The sequence below is a fragment of the Streptomyces sp. Pv4-95 genome (genome assembly GCF_045782725.1).
Lineage (GTDB): Bacteria > Actinomycetota > Actinomycetes > Streptomycetales > Streptomycetaceae > Streptomyces.
In genome coordinates this window covers 5,165,148-5,190,529 of sequence record NZ_CP127172.1, presented here as the reverse complement: position 1 = coordinate 5,190,529, position 25,382 = coordinate 5,165,148, and the positions used below count along the sequence as shown (strand labels likewise).

The window sequence follows — 25,382 nt, the reverse complement described above, 5'->3', positions numbered from 1 at the left end:
TCAACGGGCGCAGCCGTGCGAGGGCAGGGCAGGGCGTACGGCGGCAGTACCGGCGCACGCGACACACCCGGATAACACATTCAAGACATTTACTGGCATTTCAGCCAAATGGCGATTACAGATCAAAGCCTGATCGTAGCGGAGCGTGTTGTGACAAAGCCATTACATGCCCGAAGCCCGCACACCTCTACGGAGACGCCCTCCGGCGCCCTTACCATTTCTCATTGGCCCTGCCCGTCTCCAGGAACGCGAGATCCATGACCGTCTCTACTGACGACGTACTGCTTGTCCACGGCGGCACCCCGCTCGACGGCGAGATCCGGGTTCGCGGTGCGAAGAACCTTGTGCCCAAGGCCATGGTCGCCGCCCTCCTCGGCAGCGGTCCGAGCCGGCTGCGCAACGTGCCCGACATCCGCGACGTCCGCGTCGTGCGCGGCCTGCTGCAGCTGCACGGTGTCACGGTGCGCCCGGGCGACGATCCGGGCGAGCTGATCCTCGACCCGTCGCACGTGGAGAGCGCCAATGTCGCCGACATCGACGCGCACGCCGGCTCCTCGCGGATCCCGATCCTCTTCTGCGGCCCCCTGCTGCACCGGCTGGGCCACGCCTTCATCCCGGGCCTGGGCGGCTGCGACATCGGCGGCCGGCCGGTCGACTTCCACTTCGACGTGCTGCGGCAGTTCGGCGCCACGATCGAGAAGCGCGCCGACGGGCAGTACCTGGAGGCCCCGCAGCGGCTGCGCGGCACCAAGATCCGGCTGCCGTACCCGTCGGTCGGCTCGACCGAGCAGGTGCTGCTGACCGCCGTCCTGGCGGAGGGCGTCACCGAGCTGTCGAACGCCGCCGTGGAGCCGGAGATCGAGGACCTCATCTGCGTACTGCAGAAGATGGGCGCGATCATCTCCATGGACACCGACCGGACCATCCGGATCACCGGTGTCGACAAACTCGACGGCTACAACCACCGCGCCCTCCCGGACCGCCTGGAGGCCGCCTCCTGGGCGTCCGCCGCGCTGGCCACCGAGGGCAACATCTACGTCCGCGGCGCCCAGCAGCGGTCGATGATGACCTTCCTCAACACCTTCCGCAGGGTCGGCGGCGCCTTCGAGATCGACGACGAGGGCATCCGCTTCTGGCATCCGGGTGGCTCGCTCGACGCCATCGCCCTGGAGACCGACGTCCACCCCGGCTTCCAGACCGACTGGCAGCAGCCGCTGGTCGTCGCGCTGACCCAGGCGTCGGGCCTGTCCATCGTCCACGAGACGGTGTACGAGTCCCGGCTGGGCTTCACCTCCGCGCTGAACCAGATGGGCGCACACATCCAGCTCTACCGCGAGTGCCTGGGCGGCTCCGCGTGCCGCTTCGGCCAGCGCAACTTCCTGCACTCGGCCGTCGTTTCCGGCCCGACCAAGCTGCAGGGCGCCGACCTGGTCATCCCCGACCTGCGCGGCGGCTTCTCGTACCTGATCGCGGCGCTGGCCGCGCAGGGCACGTCCCGGGTGCACGGCATCGACCTGATCAACCGCGGCTACGAGAACTTCATGGAGAAGCTCGTCAGCCTCGGCGCGCACGTCGAGCTGCCGAACGGCGCGCTGCGCGACTGACCTGCCGAGCCCGCCTCAGCACACGCCGAAGGGCGGCCACCCCGACCGGGTGGCCGCCCTTCGGCGCTCCGTCAGCCGGCCCGCTCGGCCACCAGCACCGGGTTGTCGTGCGGGGTGAGCGTGCAGGACGTGCCCGCCGTCAGGTCGCCGGCCTCCCAGCTGGGCAGGTCGGCCTTGATCTGCAGCCCGGACCCGGTCGTCAGGTGCAGACGGGTGGTGGCGCCGAGGAAGGTCGCCACCCGTACGGTCGCGAGCGCCCCCTCCGCGCCCGCGACCGTACCGGCGGCGACGGCGAGGCCCTCGGGCCGTACCAGCACGTCGACCTCGCTGTCCTCGGCGCAGGCGTCCGGCACGGTGCCGTGGACCGGCAGCCGGCGGCCGAACAACTCGACCGTCCCGCCCGCGCGCAGCGTGCCCGGCAGCCGGTTCATGGTCCCGACGAACTCCGCGACGAACGGCGTGGCCGGGCGCTCGTAGAGCTCCGCGGGGGCGGCGCACTGTTCGAGCCGCCCGTTCTGCATCACCGCGACGCGGTCCGCCATGGACAGCGCCTCTTCCTGGTCGTGGGTGACGAAGACGGTGGTGATGCCGAGTTCGAGCTGGATACGGCGGATCTCCTCGCGGAGGGTGAGCCGCACCTTGGCGTCGAGCGCGGACAGCGGCTCGTCGAGCAGCAGGACCCGCGGCCGGGCGGCCAGCGCGCGGGCGAGCGCGACGCGCTGCTGCTGGCCGCCGGAGAGCTGGTGCGGGTAGTGGCCCCCGCGGCCGGGCAGGCCGACCAGGTCCAGCAACTCGGCCGCCCGTGCGTCCCGTTCCGCGGCGGGGGCCTTGCGGACCCGCAGGCCGTAGCCGACGTTCTGGGCGGCGGTCATGTTCGGGAAGAGGCTGTAGGACTGGAAGACCATGCCGATGTCGCGGCGGTGCGCGGGGATCCGCGTGACGTCCTGGCCGTCCATGGTCAGCACGCCACTGTCGGCGGTCTCGAAGCCCGCGATGATGCGCAGCGCGGTGGTCTTGCCGCAGCCGGAGGGGCCGAGCAGGGCGACCAGTTCGCCGGGGGCGATGTCCAGGTCCAGGCCGTCCAGCGCGGTGGTGGTGCCGAACCGGCGGCGCAGCCCCTCGAGCCGGACGGGCACGCCCGCCGTGGGGGCGCTCGCCGGGGTCACACTCTCTACGGACACACTCATGACGTCTTCCTTTGCTTGCGCGTGCGGCCGCGTCGGCCACCCGCCAAGGTGGTGAGCAGGAGCAGCAGGCCCCACGTGATGAAGAGGCTCAACATCGCGGCGGCGCCGGCGAGTTCGGCGTCCGCGTCGCCGACCTCCACCATCCAGACGGCGAACGGCCGGTAGCCGAGCACGGAGGCGACGGTGTACTCGCCCAGGACCATCGCTAGGCCCAGTACGGCGCCGCCGACGACGGCGGAGCGCAGGTTGGGCACGACGACCCGGGCGAGGGTGGTCAGCCGCCCGGCGCCCAGGCTGCGGGAGGCCTCCACCAGGGTCTTGAGGTCGATGCCGCGCAGTCCGGCGTCCAGCGACCGGTAGAGGAACGGCAGCGACATGACGGTGTAGAGCAGCACCAGGACCAGCGGGAAGTTCTCGTCCTGGAGGACCATCAGGGTCTGATAGAACGGCGTCCTCGCCAGGTCGGGCGCCCAGGACAGGACCGTGTTGACGCCGGCGACCAGCGCGATCGGCGGGACGACCAGCGGCGTCATGCACAGGATCTCAACGACCGGGCGCAGCCGCGGCAGCCGCAGATGGATCACCACCATGGTGGGGACGACCAGCAGCAGCCCCAAGGCGACGGTGGCGAGCCCCAGTTCGAGGGAGAGCAGCAGGCTGCCCAGCATGTCGCCGGAGACGAGGTGGTCGGTGTAGACGTCGAGCGAGAAGCCCTTGGCGGGGTCGTCGACGGTGAACCACAGGGAGGCGGCCACGGGGACGGCGAAGTAGAGCAGGGCGAGGAGAAGGACGGCGAGGCGTCCGTAGGGGCGGCGGCCGCGGCGGGCCGGGGTGCGCGCGCCCGGCGCCGTCTCCTCGGGCGGCGCCACGGGCGCCTGCGCGGCGGTCGTCATCCCAGCCATCGGGCGCTCCTGCGCTGCAGCGGTATCTGTACGGCCATCACCAGCAGCGCGATGACGACCATGTTCAGGCTCATGGCGAGGGCGAGGTTCTCCTGGCCGACCAGCACGTTGCCGGCCAGGGCGTTGGAGATCTGGACGGTGATCAGCGGCACCGAACTGCCGACCATGACGGCAGCGGTGGCGTGCGAGGCGAAGGCGGTGCCGAAGAGCAGGACCGCGCCGCCGAGCAGCGACGGGGTGAGCACCGGGATGCCGATGTGCCGCCAGAACTGGCCGCGAGTGGCGCCGCAGGACGCGGCGGCCTCCTGCCACTGGGTGCGCAGCCCGTCGAGGGCGGGCAGCACGGTGACCACCATCAGCGGAATCATGAAGTAGAGGTAGGCCAGCACCAGTCCGGCGGTGGTGTAGAGGCTGAAGCCGGTGGAGTCGAGCGACATGAGCCGGGTGAGGGTGCCGGTGGTGCCGAGGGTCGCGACGAAGGCGAAGGCGAGCGGGGCGCCGCTGAAGTTGGCGAGCACTCCGGAGGCGGCCACCACGGCCCGGCGCAGGACGGGCCGCCGCGAGGAGATCACGGCCTGCGCGATGAGCGTGCCGAGCACGGTGGCCAGCAGCGCGCACAGCAGGGAGAGCTGGACGCTGCCGCCGAGGCCGGTGGCGTAGATGCCCTTGAGCGACTGGCGGACGTTGTCCAGGGTGGCGTGGCTCGCTCCGGTGGCCGGGTCGGTGGCGGTGAACGCGCCGTGGACCATGGCGCCGGCCGGCAGCCCGAAGCAGAGCAACAGGAAGGCGAAGAAGGGCACGACGGCGGGCCAGGTGCGCCCGCCGGACCGGGGTGGTCTGCGGGCGGCCGGGGCGGGCGCTGCCGCGCCGCCGGCGCTCGGGAGGGGGGTTCGGTCACTCATACGCGGAGGTTTCTCCTGGGGGCGGTGAGCAGGGTCGAGGGGCGGATCACGGGTCAGCCGACGGCCTTGCCCCAGCCCTCGTTGATGGCCACCTTCGCGGCGTCCTCCTGTTCCCCGGTGGGGAATTCGGGGGTGCCGTGGACCTTGGGCAGGCGGGCGGCGGCCGGCGCGTCGGCGGTGCCGTCCTTCGTCATCTCGTCCAGGAGGGCGGGCCGGGAGTAGCCCTTGAGCCAGATGTTCTGGCCGGTGGGGCTGTAGAGGAATTCGAGCCAGAGCCGGGCGGCCGCGGGGTGCGGCGCGTACGCGTTGACGCCCTGGTTGTAGTACTGCGCGTAGGCGCCGTCCGAGGGCACCGCGACCTTCCAGTCGACGCCCTTGGCCTTGAGTTCCTTGCTGTAGCCGAGGTTGAGGTAGTCCCAGTCGATGGAGATCGGGGTCTCGCCCTTGCGGATGGTGGCGGGCGAGGACTGGACGGGCACGAAGTTGCCGCGCTCCTTGAGCTTCTTGAAGAAGTCCAGGCCGGGCTGCACGTCGTCGAAGGAGCCGCCGTTGGCGAGCGCGGCGGCGAAGACCGCGGAGAAGGCCGAGGAGGACTCCGCGGGGTTGCCGTTGAGAGCGACCTTGTTGCGGTAGCGGGGCTCCAGCAGTTCGGCGAAGGTGCGCGGGCACTTCCCGACGGCCTTGGCGTCGCAGCCGATCGAGATGTAGCCGCCGTAGTTGTTGAGGTAGGAGCCGTCGGCCTGCTTCTGGGTGCGGGGGATGTCCTGCCACCCCCGCACCTTGTACGGCGCGAGCAGCTTCTTGCCGCGGGCGTTGCGCATGAAGGCGGTGCCCAGGTCCAGGGCGTCGACGGCCCGGTCCTGGCCGCGGCGCTTGTCGGCGGCGCCCAGGGCGAGCTGGCTGGTGCCGCCGGGGTTCTCGTTGTGGACCTCGATGCCGTACGTCTTCTCGAAGGTCTTGATCATCTCGCCGTAGTTCGCCCAGTCGGGGGCGAGCGCGTAGACGTTGAGCCTGCCCTCCTTCTTGGCGGCCTCGACCAGCCCTTTCATCCCGCCGAGGTCCGCGGCCGAACGGGCGGTGGCGGCCTTGCCGGTGACGGCGGCCGGGGCGTAGCCGCAGCCGGCGGCGGTGACGGCGGCCAGGGCGGCCGCCACCGCGGTCACGGCCCGGCGCCTGGTCCGGGCCGGTTTCTTCGGCCGGGGGTCCGGGGGTCGCCCTCCGGGATGACACAGCACGATGGGTACTCCTGGGTCTTCGGCCGCCAACCTGTATGGACAAGCCGCTAGTCAGTAAGCCTCGGCAAGCTAACAGCAAGGCAACCCCCAAACAAAGCCCTGGGGGCAATAAAACCGCAGGTCATAAGCGTTATGAAAGAATAGGTTTAGAGTTCCGCCAGACGGTTAGACGCATACTCCGCACCTGCCGGGATGCGCACCACTGTGCACAGGTGGGATGATCGTCCGCAGGCCCCGGGAAACCCCGGGAAAGCCTTCATCACCAGGCCGCGAGGAGCCCTGTTGACCCGACGCCACCAGCAGATCGCCGAGGCCCTGCGGCGTGCCATCACCGACGGCGCCCACCCCGTGGGCAGCACACTGCCGTCGGAGAGCGAACTGGCCGCGGCGCACGGCGTCTCGCGGGGCACGGTCCGCCAGGCCCTCGCCGCTCTGCTCGCCGAGGGCCTGATCGGCTCCCGCCAGGGCGCCCGGCACATCGTGCTCAGCACGGCGCCCAGCCAGAGCTTCACCGAGCTGCGCAGCTTCGCCCAGTGGGCGCGGGCCGGCGGCCACTCCCCCGGCGGCCAGGTCCTGCGCTCCGCCCGGGGCACCGCGAACGGCGAGGAGGCGGCGCTGCTGCAACTCCCGCCGGGCGCGGAGGTGCTGCGGGTGCTGCGGCTACGCACCCTGGACGGCGAACCGGTGCTCCTGGAGCGCACCGTGTACGCGGCCTGGATCGCCGACGCGGTGGAAGTCCTGCCGCCCGACTGCGAGTCCGTCACGCAGGCCCTCCTGGACTCCTGCGGCCTGGTCTTCGCGCACGGCGAGCACCACATCGACGCCCTCGCGGCGGGCACCGTGGACGCCCGGGAGTTGCGGGTGCGACGGGGCAGCCCGCTGCTGCGCGTACGCCGCACCACGACCACGGCGGAAGGCCGCCCGGTCGAGACCTCGGACGACCGCTACCGCCCCGGTGCGGTCGTCTTCACCGTGCGCAACTCCACCCAGGCCAACCCCTTGGCGCGCACCACGGCCGACTGACCCGGCCCGACCCCCTCAAGCCCTGCCCCTCGGGCCCGTACGGCCCTTCCAGCGAACAGCGAGCCCGCATGCCCTCTCTGCCCGCCGCCACGCTCCCCGCAGCCCTGCTGTGCGACATGGACGGCACTCTCGTCGACACCGAGCACCAGTGGCTGGCGACGGTGGCCGCCTTCCTGCGGGAGCAGGGCCTCCCCGCCGGCGAGGAGGTGCTGACGGCGTACGCCGGGTCCCCGGTGGACGCGGCCGCCGAGCGCCTGGTGCGCGAGCACGGCGTCGGGATCGGCGTCGCCCGTACGAACGCGGTGCTCGACCGGGAATTCACCGCCCGGGTCGCCGCGGGCGTCACCGTGCAGCCCGGCGCCCTGCGGCTGCTGGACCGGGCCCGCGCGCTGGGTGTGCCCGCCGCGCTGGTCACCGCGTCCGAACGCCATGTCGCGGATCTGGTGCTGCGCACGCTCGGCGCGGACCGCTTCGCGCTGTCGGTGACCTCCGGCGAGGCGCCGCGCGGCAAGCCGCACCCGGACCCCTATCTGGCCGCCGCGGCGGGCCTCGGCGTCGATCCCGCGGACTGCCTGGCCGTGGAGGACACCCCGACCGGCGCGGCCGCCGCGCTGGCCGCGGGCTGCCGCCTGCTGGCCGTACCGACCGTGCCGGGTATCACCCCGGGCCCCCGTACGTCCGTCGTGGCCTCCCTGGAGGACGTCGACCTGGCCGACTTCCCGTTCACCCGGGTGGCCTGACCCCGCCGCGGACCGCGCCCTCCCCGGGCATGCGAAAGGGCGGCCATCCCTGGGAGGGATGGCCGCCCTTTCGTGCCGTGCTAGGGGATTTACTTACCCTTGGCGGCTTCCTTGAGCTTGGAGCCCGCGGAGACCTTCACGCTGTAGCCGGCCGGGATCTGGATCGGGTCGCCGGTCTGCGGGTTGCGCGCGGTGCGAGCGGCACGGTGGGTGCGCTCGAAGGTCAGGAAGCCGGGGATGGTGACCTTCTCGTCGCCCTTGGCGACGATCTCGCCGGTCACCTCGGCGAGGGCGGCCAGAACGGCGTCGGCGTCCTTGCGGGTCACCTCGGCGCGATCGGCCAGAGCGGCCACCAGCTCACTGCGGTTCATGTTTGTACTCCCGTGTTCTTCTTGCCAATGAGGCGTGAGATCGAAGCCGATGCTGCCAGGGCCCTTGGACAGTCCCCGGACCCGGGTCTGCTGACAGACCCTCGCGCCCGGATACGCATCCTGCCCCCACCTGCGGCGGTAAAGCCAATCCGGCACCCTGGAGGGTCACACGAAAAGCGCCACTGCCTCGTAGTGGTGACGTTTCGCACCGTGCCGCTCCGGGCCGGCCCCGCAGGGCTGTGGCCGTTTACTTCCAGCCACCCTATGGGGGCCTCGTGTACGGCGTGTCCCGCGACGCGCCGTACTCAGAGCGCCGTGGCAGCAGTCACAGTCTCGCCCGCCGCCTTGGCCGCCTCCCGGACCGCACCAGCCACCGCGCCCGCGACCTTGTCGTTGAAGACGCTGGGGATGATGTAGTTCGGGTTGACCTCGTCGTCCAGGACGACCTCGGCGAGAGCACCGGCCGCGGCCAGCATCATCTCGGTGTTCACCGTACGGGACTGCGCGTCCAGCAGGCCCCGGAAGACACCGGGGAACACCAGGACGTTGTTGATCTGGTTGGGGAAATCCGACCGGCCGGTGGCCACCACCGCGGCGGTCTGCCGCGCGATCGCCGGGTCCACCTCCGGGTCGGGGTTGGCGAGTGCGAACACGATCGCCCCCTCCGCCATCCGCGCCACATCCTCACCGTCCAGCACATTCGGCGCCGACACACCGATGAAGACATCCGCCCCGACCACGGCCTCCTTCAAGGTGCCCGTCACCCGCTCGGGGTTGGTGTTGTCCGCGATCCAGCGCAGCGGCGAGTCCGGATCGGCATCGACCAGATCCGGGCGCCCGGCGTGCACCACACCATGGATGTCGGCCACGACGGCGTGCCGGACACCGGCGGCGATCAGCAGCTTGAGGATGGCCGTGCCCGCCGCACCCGCGCCGGACATCACCACCCGCACGTCCTCGACCTTCTTGCCCACCACCCGCAGCGCGTTCGTCAGCGCCGCCAGCACCACGATCGCGGTGCCGTGCTGATCGTCGTGGAAGACCGGAATGTCCAGGGCCTCACGCAGCCGCGCCTCGATCTCGAAACAGCGCGGAGCGGAGATGTCCTCCAGATTGATCCCGGCAAACCCCGGCGCGATGGCCTTGACGATCTCCACGATCGCGTCGGTGTCCTGGGTGTCCAGGCACAGCGGCCAGGCATCGATCCCCGCGAACCGCTTGAACAGGGCCGCCTTGCCCTCCATCACCGGCAGCGCCGCCTTCGGGCCGATATTGCCCAGCCCCAGCACCGCCGAGCCATCGGTGACCACCGCGACACTGTTGCGCTTGATCGTCAGACGCCGGGCATCCTCGGGATTGTCCGCGATCGCCTGGCACACCCGCGCCACACCCGGCGTGTAGATCATCGACAGATCGTCACGGTTACGGATCGGATGCTTGGACGACATCTCGATCTTGCCACCGAGGTGCATCAGGAACGTACGGTCCGAGACCTTCCCCAGCGACACCCCCTCGATGCCCCGCAGCTCCTGGACGATCTCGTCGGCATGCGCGGTCGACGTCGCCGCGATGGTGACGTCCATCCGGAGCTTCTCGTGCCCGGACGCGGTGACATCCAGGCCGGTGACCGAACCACCGGAGGACTCCACGGCCGTGGTGAGCTGGCTGACGGCGGTGCCGCTCGCGGGAACTTCCAGTCGCACCGTCATCGAATACGAGACGCTAGGCGCCGTTGCCATGGCCGACTTCCTCTGCTTTCCCTGGATTCACTCTGCACATCGCTCCGATACCTGATAATGCAGGTCCGGAGCGTGTTGGTCGATCGTCCCACCTACCAGCCGGTATACGGTAACCAGCTACAAATTTCGGAAGAACTCTTCCACCATACGAGAGAATGTGGTTCGAGGGGAAGCCCCTCCCCTACGTCCTGCCCTGAGCGGCCGCTCAGGGCAGGACGATCAGGGGGCGCAAAACGACTGCGGGCGCCTCTCCCGAGGGAGAGACGCCCGCAGTTCCGCTAGGTGGCACCGACCCGCCATGCTCGCCTCGCGGCAAGTGGTCGCTCGTAGCGACGATGGTTGGGCCCGGGGGCTTGGATCGAGCCGGTGCCGTCACCCAGGCTAACAAACCATCCCCGGAAGCGAATCCCGTCGCGGGGGGACGATTTCAAGACCCCTCGGACGGCGGTCCGCGCCGGCTCGCGCGGGCCGCCGTACGGGTCAGTCCCGCAGCAGGTCGGGCACCCCGTCCGCGTCGGGCTCGTCGCGCTCCGCGGAGAGCACCGTCAGCTGCTGAGTGGCCCGGGTCAGGGCCACATAGAGCACCCGCAGACCGGCCGGGGACTCGTCGGCGATCTCGGCCGGCGAGACGACCAGCGTCGCGTCGTACTCCAGACCCTTGGCCTCCAGCGAGCCCAGCGCGACCACCCGTTCGCCGAGTCCGGCGAGCCAGCGGCGTGCCTGTTCGCGGCGCTGCATGGCCACCACGACGCCGACCGTGCCGTCCACCTCGCCCAGCAGCCGCCCGGCCTCCTCGACGGTGGCCCGTGCCAGCGCGTCGTCGGCGGCGGCGCCCCGCGCGCCGTCCGTGGTGGCGATCGCGAATCGCGGCGTCAGACCCGTCGAGCGGACCGCCTTCGGCGATTCCATGCCAGGCATCGCCAGCGCCAGCACGCGGGCGGCCAGTTCGGCGATCTCCGCGGGGTTGCGGTAGTTGACGGTGAGTGTGAAGCGCCGCCGGGGGCGGGATCCCAGTGCCTCGTCCCGGGCCAGGGCCGCCTCGTCCGGGTCCGACCAGGAGGACTGCGCCGGGTCGCCGACGACGGTCCAGGTCGCGTGCCGGCCGCGTCGGCCGACCATGCGCCACTGCATCGGCGTCAGGTCCTGCGCCTCGTCGACGATGACGTGGGCGTAGTCGGCGCGTTCCTCCTCCAGCCGCTCACGGCGGCTGCGGCCGCCGCCGTTGCGCTCGGCGTAGGTCGACAGCTCCTCCAGACCGGTCAGGTGGTCCAGAGGGTCGGCCTCGCGCTGACGGGCCGGACGCGCGGGCGCGCCGAGGATCAGCTGCAGCTCGTCCAGCAGGGCCACGTCGTGCACCGAGAGCGGACCCTGGCCCGCCGCCTTGCCTCCGCGGCCGGAGGCGGCGTCCTCGGAGTCCGCCGCCTGCAGCCGCCGCAGCGAGCGGGCGAGCTGGCGGACCTCGCGCTGGTTGAGGACCCGCCGGGCCCAGCGGCCCAGCAGGCGCTCGTCCGCCATCGCTGCCAGCACCCCGCGCGGGGTGAGTTCGGGCCACCAGGCTTCCAGGAATTCCTGGAAATACGGTTCGGTGGTGAGATCCTCGTCGAAGCCTTGACGGGCCTCGGCGACCAGCTCGGGGTCGGTGTAGCGGCGGGCCGCGCCGGACTTGGCCCAGAGTGCGTCCAGGATCAGCCGCCGGGCGCGCGGCCGCAGCAGGTTGACCGGTGCCGTACCGCTGAGGGCGGTCTGGCGGATGGCGCGCAGCTCTTCGGCCTCCAGCTCGATCCGGCCGCCGAAGGCGACCACCCGCAACCGGGTGGGCGCGGTGGTGGCGGGGCGCGAGGGTCTGGAGCGGGTCCTGCGGCCGTTCCGCCCGTCGTCGGCGGGCCGGTCGGGGCTCGTGTCGTCCCCGGCGGCCGCGAAGAGGTCCTCCAGGGACAGCTGGGCGTCGGCGGCCGCGGGCTCGGCCGCGGCGGGCCGGACGTCCTCCGGCGGTTCCGCCGCTCCCCCGGCGGCCGTCTCCAGCGCTCCCCGGGCGGCCTTGCGCAGCAGCTTCTGCATACGGCTCGACCCCTTGATGCGGGCCACCGCGGGCGGGTCGTAGGCGGTCGCCTCTGCGCCGTCGACCAGGGAGCCGAGCGACCGGATGGCGACCTGCCCCTCCTCGCCGAGCGAGGGCAGCACGCCCTCGGTGTAGGCGACCAGCAGCGGTGTCGGGGAGACGATCAGGATGCCGCCGGCGTAGCGGCGGCGGTCCTGGTAGAGGAGGTAGGCGGCGCGGTGCAGCGCGACGGCGGTCTTGCCCGTGCCGGGACCGCCCTCGACCTCCGTCACCGACGCGGCGGGGGCCCGGATGACCATGTCCTGCTCTGCCTGGATGGAGGCGACGATGTCCCGCATGGTGTGGCTGCGGGCCCGTCCCAGGGCGGCCATCAGCGCGCCGTCGCCGATCGCCGGCAGTTCCCGGCCGTCCAGCGTGGCGGTGACCTCCGGACGCATCAGGTCGTCCTCGACGCCGAGGACCTTGCGGCCCTTGGAGCGGATGACGCGACGGCGTACGACCCGGCCGGGGGCGACCGGGGTGGCGCGGTAGAAGGGTGCGGCGGCGGGCGCGCGCCAGTCGATGACCAGCGGGGAGTAGTCCGCGTCGAGGACGCCGAGGCGGCCGATGTGCAGCGTCTCGGCGATCGCCGCGCGGCCGTCCTCGATGGCGCCGTCGGCGGGTTCGACGGAGGTGTACGCGCCGTCCGGGCCCTTCTTGCCGTCCTTGCCCAGGAGCAGGTCGATACGGCCGAAGAGAAAGTCCTCGTACTCGGAATTCAGGCGGTGGAGATGGACGCCGGCCTGGAAGACCTGTGCGTCGCGCTCGGCGAGGGCGCCGGGCGTGCCGACCTGCCCGCGCTTGGCGGCGTCGTCCATCAGGAACTCCGCCTCGTGGATCTTCTCCTCGAGGCGCCGGTAGACGCGGTCCAGATGCGTCTGCTCGGTTTCGATCTCGCGGTCGCGAACGGAATCCGAAGCGTGATCCGGCGCGTGCGTGGCGTTCTGCGCGGCCACCCAGGCCCCCTTCTGCTGTGCGTAGGGCAGCCGTCAACCGTACGCGAACCGGGCACCGCGCGCACCTGGCCATACGGACAAAAAGGGACGTGTTCGGTCGGATGTTGACTCAGGCATCGACTTCGCACCCGGGGAGGCCGGCCGGGGGTGCCCCGTCCGGCGGAGGGCCGGGCCCTACCGCGGCGTGCCGCGGGGCCCTGACCTCCGCCGACGGGCGAGCCGACGGGGGCTCAGACGTCCACCGTGGCCAGCCGTTCGCCCGCCAGGGTGCGGATCTCGAACCGGTCGATGTCGCCCCGGCCCAGGGCCGCCCCGCCCGCGGCGTACAGCGGCTGCCGGTTCCACTTGGCGGCGCTGTCCTTGATGCCGTAACCGCCCGGGGGCACCGCCCAGGTGGTGACGGTCTGGCGCCGGCCGTCCTTGCCGACGGCGACCAGGTCGCAGGTGAGCGGGCCCTTGACGTTGGCGAGTTCGAGGACGATCTGCGTACCCCAGGGCCGGGGCGCCATGGACACGCCCGCCGCGACCTTGGTGTCGGGATCGACGGAGGTCACCCGCTCGCCCTCGGCGTACTGGGCGCGGACGGCGTTGGCGAGCGGCGGCACGGCCTCGGTGCCGCTCCCGGATCCGGCGGAGGTCATGGAGACCGCGGCGAGCGGCCCGCCGATGATCAGCACGGCGGCCGCGGCGACGAGGTAGAGCCTGCGCCGGCGCCGGGTGCCGCGGGCGGCGGCGACCTCGTCGAGCAGGCCGTCCAGGACGCCGGGCCCCGGGGTGGCGGTGAGGGTCTGCGGGGTGGGGGCGGACTCCTTGAACTCGGCCAGCAACGGGGGCAGGCCCATCAGTTCCTCGAGTTCCGCCGCGCACCGGTCGCAGCCGGCCAGATGCGCCTCGAACCGGTCCGCGTCGGCGGCGTCCAGGACGCCCAGCGCGTAGGCGCCGACGTCGGTGTGCCGGTCCGGCTGCGTGGGCGGGTTCACTCCGTCACTCCTCGTTCCTCTAGCGAGAGCTTCAGGGAGCGCAGGGCGTAGAACACCCGGGACCGCACGGTCCCGGCCGGCACCCGCAGCACCGCCGCAGCCTCGCTGACCGTACGCTCCTTGAAGTACGTCTCGACGAGGGCCTCTCGGTGGGCCTGACTGAGGTCGCTCAGCGCCTCGGAGATCGTCATCAGGCGCAGCGCCCGGTCGATCACATCGGCCGCGGGCATCGTCTCCAGCGGGGTGGGATCGACCTCCTGGGGCCGGGCCTGGCGGCTTCGGTGTCCGTCGATGACGATCCGCCGGGCCACCGTCACCAGCCACGGCCGGATCGAGCCGGTCGCGCGCTGCAGTTGGTCGGCGTTGCGCCAGGCGCGCACCAGCGTTTCCTGCACCACGTCCTCCGCGCGGTGCCGGTCGCCCGCCACCAGCCGCAGCACGAAGGCGAGGAGCGGACCCGCGTGCTCGTCGTAGAGGGCTCGCATGAGCGCCTCGTCTGGTGTCGTCCGGTCTGCCACGACGGCATCCTTGCGCACTCCAACTCCCGGGTCGATAGCGCGGATCACCGGAGCGGGCCGGGGACCATGCCACGGATCGGACTTGCGGAGAGGAGTACGGGCCAAAGGGGCGGGGCGACTCACTGTCCGGCGGAAAATTTTGCGGCGGTGGCCGAAGAGGGGGCGGAAGGGGCGGAAGCCGCGGCGGGGGACGAAGGCGCGGCGGGGGCCGGCGGCGCGGGCGCCGAGGGAACGACGGGAGGGACGGGAGGGGCGGGAGGGGCGGATGCCGGGCCGGGGGCCCTCCCGGAGGTCTCGCCCGGGGGCGCGCCCGTGCCCCGCCGCATCGACCGCCTGCGGTGCCGCGCCACCCGCTCCCGATTGCCGCACACCTCGCTGGAGCACCACCGCCTGCGCCGCCCCCGGGAGGTGTCCAGATAGACCAGCGAGCAGTTCTCGCCCTCGCACTCCCGCAGTTGCCCGCGGGCCGCCCCGTCCGTCAGCAGCGCGACGGCGTCCCGCGCGACCGCGGCGAGCAGCCCGGCGCAGTCGGGCGGGCCGGAGAAGGTACGGGCCAGGCTCCCATCGGCGGTACGCAACAGGCGCACGGCGGGCGGATCCGCGACCTCGGCGGTAGCGTTGAGCAGCGTCAGGTCGGCGTCGGCCGCCCGGTCCCGGAGTTCGTCGTGCACCACGCGGCGCAGGAGCTCGCGCAGCGCCCTGAAGCGGGTGACCCAGCCGCCGTCGACGGCCTCCAGCGGGACTCCGGGTGGTACCACCCCCGCGCCGACGAGCCAGGCCGTCAGATGCTCGGGCCCGGTGAGCCGTTCGGCCGGGGTGCCGCCGGTCGTGGCCACCAGATCCAGGCAGATCCGCCCGCAGTCGAACCGCAGGTCGTGAGGCGCCGCCATGTGCCTGTCACTCCTTAGAGAACAAACGCGTGTGCCCCAAGAGTGCCCGGCGCGGCGGCCGCCGGGAACCCTCCGGGGGCGCCCACCACGGAGGTGCACCGCCCGTAGACACATCGAGTAGACACTGGATGTATACCTCTCGGGTATAGTCCGCGGCGTGGTGCCCGGACGGCCCTGCCGACCGCCGCGCCCTGCCCCTTCCGGCCCCTCCAGGACGAAGGTCTCCATGTCGCCGAAATCCCTGCTCAGGAACCGCGCCAGCCTGACCCACAAAGTCGCCTACGCGATCCGGAACCCGGCCCGCGTCACCCCCTACCTCAAGCGCACCGCGCGCGACACCTGGCTGCGCGTCAAGCACCCCCGCCACGTGGACTACTACCGCGCGGTCATGGCGTCCGACGCGGCCCGCAACCCGGAGGCGGCGGTCGGCAGCCGGAGCCATGAGCGCTGGCTGGCGCTGGGGGAGATGCAGTTCGACTACCTGGCGGAGCACGGCCTCAAGCCGGTCCACCGGATGCTCGACATAGGCTGCGGCAACCTGCGGGCGGGCTGGCGCTTCATCGAGTACCTGGACACCGGCAACTACTACGGGATCGACATCTCGCCGGACATCCTGATCTCCGCGAAGAAGACCCTCACCACCTACGGCCTCCAGGCCAAGCTGCCGCATCTGACCCTCACGCACGACCTCACGCTGGACTTCCTGCCGGACGGCCACTTCGACGTCGTGCACGCGCACAGCGTCTTCTCCCACTCGCCGGTCGAGGTCATCGACGAGTGCCTGGCCCACGTCGGCCGCGTCCTGGCGCCCGGCGGCTTCTTCGACTTCACCTTCGACCGCACCGAGGGCGCCGAACACCAGGTGCTGCGCGAGGACTTCTACTACCGGACCGAGACCCTGCTGCGGCTGGCGCGCAAGCACGGCCTGGAGGCCCGGTTCATGGAGGACTGGGAGAAGCGGCCGCACGGCCAGTCCAAGATCCGCGTCAACAACCCGACCTGACCCGCGCCGCGGCCGCCATCACCCCGGCACGCCCGGGCGGACCGGTCAGACGCCGTCGTACTTGCCGGTGTCCGCGTGCGGGTCGAGCGAGAGCCGGTAGCCCCGCTTGACCACCGTCTGGATCAGCTTCGGCGCGCCCAGGGCCACCCGCAGCCGGGCCATCGCCGTCTCCACCGCGTGCTCGTCCCGCCCCGCGCCCGGCAGCGCCCGCAGCAGGTCCGCTCGGGCCACCACCCAGCCGGGGCGGCGGGCCAGCGCGCGCAGCAGCGCCATACCGGCCGGGGGCACCGGCCGCAGCTCGCCGTCCACGACGACGGCGTGGCCGCGGATCTCGATGCGCCGCCCGGCGACCGGCAACGACAGCACCCGGCCCGGGAGTTCGCGGCACAGGACGCTGACCATCGGCCCCAGCCGGAAGCGCTCCGGCTGGAGGGTGGGCAGATCGTGGGCCTGGAGGGGCAGTGCGGTGACCGGCCCCACGCACACCGACAGCACGTCCTGGCGCAAGGCGGCCAGCACCTCCTCCCGGATGCCGCGCTCCTCGGCGCGGCGCAGCAGCGACGAGGCGGCAGGGGCGCTGGTGAAGGTGACCGCGTCCACGCCACGGCCGATCACCGCGTCCAGCAGCCGGTCCACGGGGGCGATGTCCTCGGGCGGCATCCAGCGGTAGACGGGGACCCCCACGACCTCCGCGCCGTCGGCCCGCAGCGCCTCCACGAAGCCCGGCAGCAGCTCCCCGTGCAGCTGGATGGCCACCCGGCGCCCGGAGACCCCCTCCTCCAGCAGCCGGTCGAGGACCTCGGCCATGGACTCGGAGGCGGGTGACCACTTCTCGGTCAGCCCGGCGGCCCGTATCGCGCCCTTCACCTTCGGCCCGCGCGCCAGCAGCTCGACGCCGGCCAGCCGGCCGAGCAGCTCCTCGCCCAGCCCCCACCCCTCGGCGGCCTCGATCCAGCCGCGGAAGCCGATGGCGGTGGTCGCGATCACCACGTCCGGCGCGTCCTCGATCAGGCCCCGGGTGGCGGCCAGCAGCTCGGTGTCGTCCGGCAGCGGGACGATACGCAGCGCCGGTGCGTGCATCACCTGCGCGCCGCGGCGCTCCAGCAGCGTGCCCAGCTCCTCCGCACGCCGCGCGGCGGTGACACCGACGGTGAATCCCTCCAGCGGCCGAACGCCCTGCGCGGCCTCACGCGGGGTCTCCGGCCGGTCCCCGTCGCCCGGCTGCGGCTGCTGGTCGCCCGGCTGCTGTGGTTGCTGCTCCTGCTGCTGATCGTGCATGGTCGTCCCGCTCCGCCCAGAGTGGTGTGGTGCATCGTGCGTACGCGCTCCCTCACCGCCGCGGCTCGGGCGAGAGGGGTCCGATGGTGCCGAGCCTGCCAACACCACGTGACAGGCCCGGTCACCCAGTATTTCCCAAGTGTTACAGCGCGTCCCGCGGCGCCGCTCACACCTCCGCGTAGACGGGCCGGGCGGCCGCCTCTCCCGCGTCCGCGCCCGTCTCCGGACCGGCCGCGGCCCCGCCGCGCCGCGGCTTGCGCAGGTATACGGCCCAGGTCACCGCGCAACACACCGCGTAGAAGGCGAGGAACGACACGAACGCCGGGGTGCCGGATCCCGTCATCTGGAACGACTGCCGGAAGGCGAGGTTGATGGCCAGCCCGCCGAGCGCGCCCACCGCGCCGATCAGCCCCATGGCTGCTCCCGAGAGCCGCCGCCCGTACGTCGCGGCCGCCTCCCCCGCGAGCCCCCGCCTGACGGCCTGGGCCTGGAAGATCCCCGGGATCATCTTGTACGTCGAGCCGTTGCCGAGCCCGGTCAGCACGAACAGGGCGATGAACCCCACGAGGAAGACCGGCAGCGACCGCGCCGCCGACGCGTAGATCACCACGCCGGTCGCCGCCCCCATCGCCACGAAGTTGCCCAGCGTGATCCGGGCGCCGCCGAACCGGTCCGCGAACCGCCCGCCGACCGGCCGCACCAGCGAGCCGAGCAGCGGCCCGATGAACGTCAGGGAGGCCGCCTGGAGGGGCGTGCGGGCGAACTGGTTCTGCAGCACCAGGCCGAAGGCGAAGCTGTAGCCGATGAACGAGCCGAAGGTGCCGATGTACAGCAGCGACATCACCCAGGTGTGCGGCTCCTTGGCCGCGTCGCGCGCCGCCCCGGTGTCGTTCGTGACCGGCCCGAGGTTGTCCATGAAGAGCGCGGCGAGCACCGCGGCGACCACGATCAGCGGCACGTAGACGGCGAGCACGATCCGCGGGTGCGCGGCCCCCGCCGTACCGATGACCAGCAGGCCGAGCAGCTGGATGACCGGCACGCCGACGTTTCCGCCGCCGGCGTTCAGGCCCAGCGCCCACCCCTTCTTGCGCAGCGGGTAGAAGGAGTTGATGTTGGTCATCGACGAGGCGAAGTTGCCGCCGCCGACCCCGGCCAGCGCCGCGACCACGATGAATGTCGTGTACGAGGTGCCCGGCGTCATCACCAGCGCCGCTGCGGCCGTCGGGACGAGCAGCATCAGCGCGCTCAGCACCGTCCAGTTACGTCCGCCGAAGCGCGCCACCGCGAAGGTGTAGGGCACCCGCAGCACGGCGCCCACCATCGTCGGCATCGCCACCAGGAAGAACTTCCCGGCCGGATCGACCCCGTATTCCGGGCCCATGAAGAGCACCATGACCGACCACAGGCTCCATATGGAGAAGCCGATGTGCTCGGAGAGCACCGAGAAGACCAGGTTCCGCCGCGCGGTCTTCTCACCGGTCTCCTTCCAGAAGCCCTCGTCCTCGGGATCCCACCGCTCGATCCACCGGCCTCCTCTTCTCGTACGACTACCGCTACCGGTCTCTGCCGCGGCCTCGGCCGTCATCGCGCCTCCCAGGGTCGTGTCCTCTTCCCCCGAAGCTAGGTACGGCGCGTTTCCGGCCCGTGCCGACAGGTGACCACGGCGAAACCTTGCACTCACGCCTTCCCCGGCCACGTGGTGAGCCGACACCGTAACGGACGGGCGCAGCGCGCGCTGTGCGGCGCAGAGGCCCGGCGGCGCGGGGGCACAGCTCCGCGACCGGATGCGCCGCACGCCCCCTCCGTTCACCCGATGGGGGCAATGGCATCGGCGCCGGCCGCTGACAACCTGACAAGAGAACGTTGGGTAATCAACACGGCACTTTGCGTACATGCGTGCATGACCGGTGCGCGGCCCGTCCGAGGAAGGGGACACCTCCATGCAGGAACCGCAGGAGCAGGCCGAGTACGAGGCACCCGAGCCGGCGGAGGCCGGCGACTCCACCGAGCCGGCGCTCGGGTTCCTCGGCCCCCACCGGGACGGCCTGGCCGGATTCCACCACGGCTGGTGGTGAATCGGCACCACCACAGGGCCCTGTCGACCCCACGCCCCCGGCAGGGCCCGCCCGGCGCCGGGTACGGAGCCGCTCCGTCAGCCGACGCCCATCGCGCGGGCGTCCTCCCGGGGCAGCCACGCCTTCGCCGGAGCGGTCAGCCAGCCCGCGTCGGCGGCGAGTTCGTGTGCGGCGGTCCGCAGCGCGTCGAGGCCCGGATGCCGCAGCCCCTTGCGCCACACCATCGAAATCGGCGACAGCGGCACCGGATCGACCAGCGGTCGCAGCACCATCCCCGGCACCTCGATGAACTCCACGCTCGCCAGCACCGACCAGCCCCGCTTCCGCACCACCCGCACGAACTCCCGCGAGCCCTCGATCTCCGGGAAAGGAGCGGCCATCGCGATCCCGCGCCCCTCGAAGAGACGGGCCGCCAGATCCGTCCACTCCGCGGTCTGCGGATTCCCGGCACCGGCGTAGAGCGTCTCCCCGGCCAGCGCCGCGAGCGGCACCGCGCCCCGGGGGGCCAGCGGATGGCCCTCGCGCAGCAGCACCGCCATCGGCTCCAGCCGGACGGGCTGATGCTCCAGACCGGCCCGCACCCCGGCCGGCAGCGCCGCGACCCGGCCGAAGGACACATCGAGCCGTCCGTCCGCCAATTCCGCGGCCGCGCCCGTCAGTCCGCTGTGGAAGCGGGCGACCAGCTCGCAGCTCTCCGGCACCCGGGCACGAGCCGTCTCCAGCACCCGGTGCGCCGTCCCGATCGGCACGCCCACGTCGACCAGCAGCGGCCGCTCCGGCACCGCCCGGAACGCCGCGGCCAGTTCGTCCTGTGCGGCCAGCACCCGCCGGGCGTACGGCAGCAGCCGCTGCCCGTCCGGCGCGAGCGCGACCTGGCGCGTGGTCCGCACGAAGAGGACGGCACCCAGCTCCCGCTCCAGGCGCCGGACATCCCGGCTGAGCGCCTGCTGGGCCACGTACAGCCGGGCGGCGGCCCGGGTGAAGTGGAGTTCCTCGGCGACGGCGGTGAACGCCCGCAGCAGACGCGGGTCGATGTCATACGGCACCGGGCCACCTTCCCAGCCACCACCCAGCATTAACAACCCTGTTGCGTGAATGCGGTCTGATCAGGTGTTGGACGACCGGCCTCGTCCGCCGCGACGGTAGAGGCATGATCCTCTTCCTCGCCGCCCGCCCGGTCACCGCCCCGCCCGTACGGCCCCCTGCCCGGCCGCCCCGTCGCGCGCCCCGGCCGCGCCGCTCGCGCCGCGGGCCGCTCGTGCCGTACCGCCGGATCTTCGCCGTGCCCGGCACCCGCGCCTTCACCGCAGCGAACCTCCTGGCCCGCCTCCCGATGGGCATGCTGAGCATCAGCGCGGTCCTGATGATCGCCGGATCGCGCGGGTCCTACGCGCTGGCCGGGGCCGTCACCGCCACCGGGCTCGCCGCGACCGCGCTGGCCGGCCCGTGGACCGCCCGGCTGATCGACCGCCACGGCCAGGCACGTATCGCCGTCCCCGCCACCGTCCTCGCCGTCCTCGGCTCCGTCGGCCTGCTCCTGTGCGTGCGCCATGACGCGCCCGCCTGGACCCTGTTCGCCTGCTACGCGGCCACCGCCACCACGCCCAACACCGGAGGCATGTCCCGCGCCCGCTGGGCCCATCTGCTGCGCGGGGACCCCGCCGCCCTGCACACCGCCAACTCCTTCGAACAGGCGGCGGACGAACTCTGCTTCATGCTCGGCCCGGTCCTCGCCACCCTGCTGTGCACCGCCCTCTTCCCCGAGGCGGGTACGGCCGTGGCGGCGGCGCTCCTGCTCGCCGGCGTACTGCTGTTCGCGGCCCAGCGCCGCACCGAACCGCCCGTGCCGCCCCCCCGGGAAGACCGCGCCCGCCCCCGGCCACCGCTGCGCCTGCCCGGCCTGCCGCCACTCCTCGCCACGTTCCTGTGCACCGGCGCGATCTTCGGCTCGCTGGAGGTCGTCACCGTCGCCTTCGCGGACCGCCACGGTGTGCGCTCCGCCGCCGGGGCCATGCTCGCCCTCCAGGCAGCCGGCTCCTGCGCCGCCGGCCTGCTCTACGGCCTGCTGCCGCCCGCCGGCCGGACCGCCCGCCGCTTCCTCCTCTGCGTCGCCGCGATGGCCGCCCTGATGCTGCTCCCGCTCCTCGCCGCCTCGACGGGCAGCGTGGTGGCCCTGGCCGCCGCGCTCCTGCCGGCCGGCATGGCCACCGCGCCGACCATGGTCACCGGCATGGGCCTGGTCCAATCACGGGTGCCCGTCGGGCAGTTGAACGAAGGGATGACCCTGGCCGTGACCGCCCTCCTCGGCGGCATCGCGGCCGGCACGGCAGCGGGCGGCTGGGCGGTGGACCACCTCCCCGACTCACCCCCCGCCGCCTACACCGTCCCGGCCTGCGCGGCCGGCCTGGCGCTCGTCACCACCTTCCTCGCCGCCCGGGCCCGCCGCTGAACCGGCAGGCCCCGGCGGGCGCACGGCCGCTCAGCCGCCCAGCCCCCATCCCCGCCCCAACTCGTACGCGGCACACAGGTTCACATCGAGCACATACGCCGCTGCCGTCCCGCACTGGGCCGGTCCCGTCCCCGGATCGACCGGCTGCCCGTGCCCCATGCCGGTGATCGCGTACGTCTGGACGACCGGGGCCCCCGCGGCGTCCTCATACACCGCGTGCGGATATCCGCCCACCGTGTCCGTCCGGTCCGCCGTCCCGTCGATACCGTGCACATTCGTCCACTGCTCGACGAGGTCCGCCATGTTCACCGGTTTCACGGTGGTGTCGGCGGTGCCGTGCAGCACCGTGAGCGTCGGCCAGGGGCCGCCGTACCCCGGATACGCCGCCCGCACCCGATCACCCCACTGCGCGGGCGTCTGCGTCGCCCCGACGTACATGCACACATACGGCGACCCGGCGGCCTGCGCACAGCCGTACGGCAGCCCGGCGACCACCCCGCCGCCCGTGAACACCTCCGGATACGCGGCCATCATCACGGTCGCCATCCCGCCGCCCGCCGACAGACCGGTGACATAGACCTTCGAGGCCCCGGTGTCCGACCGCTGCCGCTGCACCATCTGCGCGACGGACGCGGCCTCTCCCTGCCCGCGGGCCGTGTCGCCCGCGGTGAACCAGTTGAAGCACGAGGTGGCGTTGTTCGCCGTGCTCTGCCCCGGCAGCACGACCGAGAAGCCCCACCGGTCGGCGAGCTCGACCCACCCGCTCTGCCGTCCGTAGTCGACGGCGTTCTGCGTACAGCCGTGCATCGCGACCACGACCGGTCGCCCCGCCGGCAGCCCGGACGGTACATAGCGGTACATCCGCAGCGCCCCGGGATTCGTCCCGAACCCGGTGACCTCCTCGATCGCCCCGGAGGCCGCCTCCGCCCGCGCGCCGCCCACCGGCGACAGCCCGCCCGCCAGCAGCCCGGCGAGCAGCACCAGCACCCCGGCCGTCCGCCGGCCCCATCTCGTCCGCATCGTCCGTCTCATCACGCCCCGTCCCTGCCCTTCGCCGTCCGTCGTTGCCGAGGGACGGTAGGCGGGCCCCGGGGGCGCCGATATGTGGCCGGCGACCACAAAAACGACTCAGGCCCCGGTGTCCTCACGGACACACGGGGCCTGGGCCTCACATGGGAATTGTGGAGATGGCGGGAATCGAACCCGCGTCCAACGGTGCAGCAACAGGGCTTCTCCGAGTGCAGTTCGCTGCGATTTTCTCGGCCCCGGAGATCACGCGAACAAGTCTCCGACGGGCTCAGCCACTGTTTGATTTCCTTCTAAACCCCGTGACCGGGTCTAGAAGTTTAGTTCCCTAGCTGATGCCAGGATCCGGGTCGGGAACAGCCCCGGGCTGACACTTCGCAAGTCGCTACTTAGGCAGCGAGGGCGAAGGAATCGCGCTTGGTGTTGGCGATTATTGTTTGCGACATATGGTTTACGAGATCATTGCCGCTTCCTCGACTCGCTTCCCCTGCTTCAACATCCGCTGTCGAAACCGATCATCCCCATGTTGTTTTTTCAAGGTGATGCACTGACACCCGCATGGGGCGGCAGCTCCTGCACACCCCGTGAGGTGCAGTGCCATCGTACGGGACCAACGCACGACCATGCCAGCGTATTCCCCGGCCCTGCCCCCGGCCCCGTGGCGGGCGGGCGCCGGCCGGGGGTCAGGCGCGCTGGCGCCTGCGGGCGGCGGACACGGCGCGCTCCGTCTCGCGGCGGTCCTGCTGCTCACGCAGCGTCTGCCGCTTGTCGTATTCCTTCTTGCCCTTGGCCAGAGCGATCTCGACCTTGGCCCGGCCGTCCTTGAAGTACAGCGCCAGCGGCACGATCGTGTGGCCGCTCTCCTGGCTCTTCGCTTCCAGCTTGTCGATCTCGGCGCGGTGCAGCAGCAGCTTCCGCTTGCGGCGGGCGCTGTGGTTGGTCCAGGTGCCCTGGGTGTACTCCGGCACATGGACGTTGTGCAGCCACGCCTCGTGACCGTCGATGTGCACGAAGCCGTCGGCCAGCGACGCCTTGCCCTGCCGCAGCGACTTCACCTCGGTGCCCCACAGCACCAGGCCGCACTCGTAGGTGTCCAGAATGTGGTAGTCGTGCCGCGCCTTCTTGTTCTGCGCGATGAGCTTGCGCCCCGTCTCTTTAGCCATAGTGCGGCCATTTTCGCACTACGACCCACCCCCGAGGCCACTCAATACCGTCCGGGCCCTTTTCTCCGTGCGGCTCTCGGCCAGCACATCGGGGGTGATCCCCCGGCCGTCGACGGCCCGGCCGGACGGTGTGCGGTAGTGGCCCACGGTCAGCTCGGCGACCGAGCCGTCCGGCAGCTCGCTGGGCATCTGCACCGAGCCCTTGCCGAAGGTCGGGGAGCCGACGACGACCGCCCGGCTGCGGTCCTGCAGGGCGCCGGCGAGCAGCTCACCGGCGCTCATCGTGCCCCCGTCGACGAGGACCACCAGCGGAACTCGGGTATTGCCGCCCCGCTCGGCGTACAGGGCGCGCTGGCTGCCGCGGACGTCGTAGGTGGCGACCAGGCCGCCGTCCAGGAAGGCGGAGGCGGCGTCGACGGCCTCCGTCACCAGGCCGCCGGTGTTGCCGCGCAGATCCAGCAGCAGGCCGCCGTGCGGCGCCGCACGGCGGACCGCCCGGCGCACCTCCTCACCGGTGCCCTTGGCGAAGGCGGCGACCTTGATCCGGGTCAGGCCGTGGGCCGACCGCTCGGTGGTGACGTTCTGCGTTCTGAGACGGGTGCGGTGCAGGGTCGCGGTCCAGGAGCGGGACCCGCGCCGGAGATCCAGCCGGACGGACGTACCGGCCTCGGCGGAGTGCTCGCCCGAGCCGTCCTCGGCGGCGCCGCGCAGCCGGGCGACGATCTCGGTGACCGGCCTGCCCCGGGAGGGCCGGCCGTCGACGGCACGCAGCGCGTCACCGACGGCGATGCCGGCGCGATCCGCGGGGCTGTCGTCCTGCACCCCGGAGACCTCGATCCGGCCGCCGTGCGCCTGGCGCACCCACAGGCCGACGCCGACGTAGGCACCGTCCAGCTGCTGTTGGAAGCCCTCGAACTCGCCGGGCGAGTAGATCGCCGACCAGCGGTCGCCGCTGCGGCTGACGACGTCGGCAGCGGCCTGCGAACCGGACTTGCCGTCCTCCATGGCCTCGGACGCCGCCCGCTCGACGGCCGCGCGGTCGGCGATCCGCTCGGCCCGGCCGTCGGCGCTGGTACGCACCGGCCGCTCCACGGCGCCTTCGGCGCTCTCGTTCCATGTACCCGCCGCGGCGCCGGTCGCGAGCACACTCGCGAAGACCAACGTCAGGGCTGCCCCGCGGCGGATGCGGCGGGGCCGGTCGTACGCACACGGGCCCGACATGCCGGTGAGTCTAGGTGACAAA

At 72.3% G+C, this 25,382-nt stretch carries 21 protein-coding genes, 1 other RNA gene and 1 pseudogene; 6 read left to right on the top strand and 17 right to left on the bottom strand.

The window, feature by feature from the left end:
• The first annotated feature begins 257 nt into the window (after positions 1–257).
• The gene (gene murA / locus QOM21_RS22675; RefSeq protein WP_407552709.1) at positions 258–1,604 is read left to right on the top strand and encodes a UDP-N-acetylglucosamine 1-carboxyvinyltransferase; all 1,347 of its coding nucleotides are present in this window, start codon (positions 258–260) and stop codon (positions 1,602–1,604) included.
• Between the two features lie 71 nt (positions 1,605–1,675).
• Here murA and QOM21_RS22670 read toward each other — a convergent pair whose 3' ends face one another.
• The 4 genes from QOM21_RS22670 to QOM21_RS22655 are packed head-to-tail and all read right to left on the bottom strand — an operon-like array spanning position 1,676 to position 5,758.
• Entirely contained in the window at positions 1,676–2,791 is a 1,116-nt protein-coding gene (locus QOM21_RS22670; protein WP_407552707.1) for an ABC transporter ATP-binding protein, read from the bottom strand.
• The gene (locus QOM21_RS22665) at positions 2,788–3,693 is read right to left on the bottom strand and encodes an ABC transporter permease (protein ID WP_407552706.1); all 906 of its coding nucleotides are present in this window, start codon (positions 3,691–3,693) and stop codon (positions 2,788–2,790) included. The genes QOM21_RS22670 and QOM21_RS22665 overlap by 4 nt, the downstream gene beginning before the upstream one ends.
• Positions 3,681–4,595 carry an ABC transporter permease gene (locus QOM21_RS22660; protein WP_407552705.1) on the bottom strand — a complete coding sequence of 305 codons (915 nt, stop codon included), beginning with the start codon at positions 4,593–4,595 and terminating at the stop codon, positions 3,681–3,683. The genes QOM21_RS22665 and QOM21_RS22660 overlap by 13 nt, the downstream gene beginning before the upstream one ends.
• Positions 4,596–4,648: 53 nt before the next feature.
• Positions 4,649–5,758 (bottom strand): extracellular solute-binding protein, encoded by a 1,110-nt coding sequence (locus QOM21_RS22655; RefSeq protein WP_407552703.1) that lies wholly within the window; start codon positions 5,756–5,758, stop codon positions 4,649–4,651.
• 354 nt (positions 5,759–6,112) lie between these two features.
• On the opposite strand from QOM21_RS22655, the gene QOM21_RS22650 reads away from it, so the two are divergent.
• Both QOM21_RS22650 and QOM21_RS22645 read left to right on the top strand, forming a co-directional pair.
• The gene (locus QOM21_RS22650) at positions 6,113–6,853 is read left to right on the top strand and encodes a GntR family transcriptional regulator (protein WP_407552701.1); all 741 of its coding nucleotides are present in this window, start codon (positions 6,113–6,115) and stop codon (positions 6,851–6,853) included.
• Positions 6,854–6,921: 68 nt separating this feature from the next.
• Positions 6,922–7,593: an HAD family hydrolase gene (locus tag QOM21_RS22645; RefSeq protein ID WP_407552699.1), complete on the top strand. Its 672-nt coding sequence runs from the start codon at positions 6,922–6,924 to the stop codon at positions 7,591–7,593.
• Between the two features lie 89 nt (positions 7,594–7,682).
• On the opposite strand, the gene QOM21_RS22640 is transcribed toward QOM21_RS22645, so the two are convergent.
• The 6 genes and pseudogenes from QOM21_RS22640 to QOM21_RS22615 form a co-directional block, all read right to left on the bottom strand.
• A complete protein-coding gene (locus tag QOM21_RS22640; RefSeq protein WP_030069353.1) occupies positions 7,683–7,964 on the bottom strand; it encodes an HU family DNA-binding protein in 282 nt (93 codons plus the stop codon).
• Between the two features lie 305 nt (positions 7,965–8,269).
• Positions 8,270–9,703 (bottom strand): NAD-dependent malic enzyme, encoded by a 1,434-nt coding sequence (locus QOM21_RS22635; RefSeq protein ID WP_407552696.1) that lies wholly within the window; start codon positions 9,701–9,703, stop codon positions 8,270–8,272.
• Positions 9,704–10,183: 480 nt separating this feature from the next.
• Entirely contained in the window at positions 10,184–12,757 is a 2,574-nt protein-coding gene (locus tag QOM21_RS22630; RefSeq protein WP_407552694.1) for a HelD family protein, read from the bottom strand.
• Positions 12,758–12,987: 230 nt separating this feature from the next.
• Positions 12,988–13,737 (bottom strand): anti-sigma factor family protein, encoded by a 750-nt coding sequence (locus tag QOM21_RS22625; protein WP_407552693.1) that lies wholly within the window; start codon positions 13,735–13,737, stop codon positions 12,988–12,990.
• Positions 13,734–14,273 carry a sigma-70 family RNA polymerase sigma factor gene (locus QOM21_RS22620; RefSeq protein WP_393897356.1) on the bottom strand — a complete coding sequence of 180 codons (540 nt, stop codon included), beginning with the start codon at positions 14,271–14,273 and terminating at the stop codon, positions 13,734–13,736. Before QOM21_RS22620 ends, QOM21_RS22625 begins: the two co-directional genes overlap by 4 nt.
• Positions 14,274–14,560: 287 nt before the next feature.
• Positions 14,561–15,145: pseudogene (locus QOM21_RS22615) on the bottom strand (CGNR zinc finger domain-containing protein); the annotation flags it as partial.
• 226 nt (positions 15,146–15,371) lie between these two features.
• On the opposite strand from QOM21_RS22615, the gene QOM21_RS22610 reads away from it, so the two are divergent.
• Positions 15,372–16,148, top strand: a complete 777-nt coding sequence (locus QOM21_RS22610; protein ID WP_407552691.1) for a class I SAM-dependent methyltransferase — start codon at positions 15,372–15,374, stop codon at positions 16,146–16,148.
• Positions 16,149–16,193: 45 nt separating this feature from the next.
• On the opposite strand, the gene QOM21_RS22605 is transcribed toward QOM21_RS22610, so the two are convergent.
• Both QOM21_RS22605 and QOM21_RS22600 read right to left on the bottom strand, forming a co-directional pair.
• Positions 16,194–17,426: a uroporphyrinogen-III synthase gene (locus QOM21_RS22605; RefSeq protein WP_407552689.1), complete on the bottom strand. Its 1,233-nt coding sequence runs from the start codon at positions 17,424–17,426 to the stop codon at positions 16,194–16,196.
• Between the two features lie 166 nt (positions 17,427–17,592).
• Positions 17,593–19,011, bottom strand: coding sequence for a nitrate/nitrite transporter (locus QOM21_RS22600; protein ID WP_407552687.1), 1,419 nt, complete (start codon positions 19,009–19,011; stop codon positions 17,593–17,595).
• A gap of 355 nt (positions 19,012–19,366) precedes the next feature.
• On the opposite strand from QOM21_RS22600, the gene QOM21_RS22595 reads away from it, so the two are divergent.
• The gene (locus tag QOM21_RS22595) at positions 19,367–19,501 is read left to right on the top strand and encodes a hypothetical protein (RefSeq protein ID WP_407552685.1); all 135 of its coding nucleotides are present in this window, start codon (positions 19,367–19,369) and stop codon (positions 19,499–19,501) included.
• 77 nt (positions 19,502–19,578) lie between these two features.
• On the opposite strand, the gene QOM21_RS22590 is transcribed toward QOM21_RS22595, so the two are convergent.
• Complete coding sequence (locus tag QOM21_RS22590; protein ID WP_407552683.1) at positions 19,579–20,547, bottom strand: LysR family transcriptional regulator; 969 nt, start codon at positions 20,545–20,547, stop codon at positions 19,579–19,581.
• 104 nt (positions 20,548–20,651) lie between these two features.
• Between QOM21_RS22590 and QOM21_RS22585 the strand changes: the two genes are divergently transcribed.
• The gene (locus tag QOM21_RS22585) at positions 20,652–21,950 is read left to right on the top strand and encodes an MFS transporter (RefSeq protein WP_407552681.1); all 1,299 of its coding nucleotides are present in this window, start codon (positions 20,652–20,654) and stop codon (positions 21,948–21,950) included.
• Positions 21,951–21,980: 30 nt separating this feature from the next.
• Here the strand turns inward: QOM21_RS22585 and QOM21_RS22580 are convergent, their stop codons facing one another.
• The 4 genes from QOM21_RS22580 to QOM21_RS22565 form a co-directional block, all read right to left on the bottom strand.
• Positions 21,981–22,970: an alpha/beta hydrolase family esterase gene (locus QOM21_RS22580; protein ID WP_407552679.1), complete on the bottom strand. Its 990-nt coding sequence runs from the start codon at positions 22,968–22,970 to the stop codon at positions 21,981–21,983.
• A 159-nt stretch (positions 22,971–23,129) separates the two neighbouring features.
• Positions 23,130–23,499: a transfer-messenger RNA gene (gene ssrA, locus QOM21_RS22575) on the bottom strand.
• Between the two features lie 160 nt (positions 23,500–23,659).
• Positions 23,660–24,139, bottom strand: coding sequence for an SsrA-binding protein SmpB (gene smpB / locus QOM21_RS22570; RefSeq protein ID WP_407552677.1), 480 nt, complete (start codon positions 24,137–24,139; stop codon positions 23,660–23,662).
• An 18-nt stretch (positions 24,140–24,157) separates the two neighbouring features.
• Positions 24,158–25,360: a S41 family peptidase gene (locus QOM21_RS22565; protein WP_407552675.1), complete on the bottom strand. Its 1,203-nt coding sequence runs from the start codon at positions 25,358–25,360 to the stop codon at positions 24,158–24,160.
• Between the last annotated feature and the right edge of the window lie 22 nt (positions 25,361–25,382).

What these genes read in the sequence shown, in the direction of transcription:
- QOM21_RS22645 (WP_407552699.1), top strand. Translation starts at nt 6,922, where the DNA reads ATGCCCTCTCTGCCCGCCGCCACGCTCCCCGCAGCCCTGCTGTGCGAC.
- QOM21_RS22670 (WP_407552707.1), bottom strand. Translation starts at nt 2,791, where the DNA reads ATGAGTGTGTCCGTAGAGAGTGTGACCCCGGCGAGCGCCCCCACGGCG.
- QOM21_RS22665 (WP_407552706.1), bottom strand. Translation starts at nt 3,693, where the DNA reads ATGGCTGGGATGACGACCGCCGCGCAGGCGCCCGTGGCGCCGCCCGAG.
- QOM21_RS22580 (WP_407552679.1), bottom strand. Translation starts at nt 22,970, where the DNA reads ATGCGGACGAGATGGGGCCGGCGGACGGCCGGGGTGCTGGTGCTGCTC.
- QOM21_RS22600 (WP_407552687.1), bottom strand. Translation starts at nt 19,011, where the DNA reads ATGACGGCCGAGGCCGCGGCAGAGACCGGTAGCGGTAGTCGTACGAGA.
- QOM21_RS22660 (WP_407552705.1), bottom strand. Translation starts at nt 4,595, where the DNA reads ATGAGTGACCGAACCCCCCTCCCGAGCGCCGGCGGCGCGGCAGCGCCC.
- QOM21_RS22640 (WP_030069353.1), bottom strand. Translation starts at nt 7,964, where the DNA reads ATGAACCGCAGTGAGCTGGTGGCCGCTCTGGCCGATCGCGCCGAGGTG.
- QOM21_RS22610 (WP_407552691.1), top strand. Translation starts at nt 15,372, where the DNA reads ATGTCGCCGAAATCCCTGCTCAGGAACCGCGCCAGCCTGACCCACAAA.
- QOM21_RS22635 (WP_407552696.1), bottom strand. Translation starts at nt 9,703, where the DNA reads ATGGCAACGGCGCCTAGCGTCTCGTATTCGATGACGGTGCGACTGGAA.
- smpB (WP_407552677.1), bottom strand. Translation starts at nt 24,139, where the DNA reads ATGGCTAAAGAGACGGGGCGCAAGCTCATCGCGCAGAACAAGAAGGCG.
- QOM21_RS22585 (WP_407552681.1), top strand. Translation starts at nt 20,652, where the DNA reads ATGATCCTCTTCCTCGCCGCCCGCCCGGTCACCGCCCCGCCCGTACGG.
- murA (WP_407552709.1), top strand. Translation starts at nt 258, where the DNA reads ATGACCGTCTCTACTGACGACGTACTGCTTGTCCACGGCGGCACCCCG.
- QOM21_RS22605 (WP_407552689.1), bottom strand. Translation starts at nt 17,426, where the DNA reads ATGCACGATCAGCAGCAGGAGCAGCAACCACAGCAGCCGGGCGACCAG.
- QOM21_RS22595 (WP_407552685.1), top strand. Translation starts at nt 19,367, where the DNA reads ATGCAGGAACCGCAGGAGCAGGCCGAGTACGAGGCACCCGAGCCGGCG.
- QOM21_RS22565 (WP_407552675.1), bottom strand. Translation starts at nt 25,360, where the DNA reads ATGTCGGGCCCGTGTGCGTACGACCGGCCCCGCCGCATCCGCCGCGGG.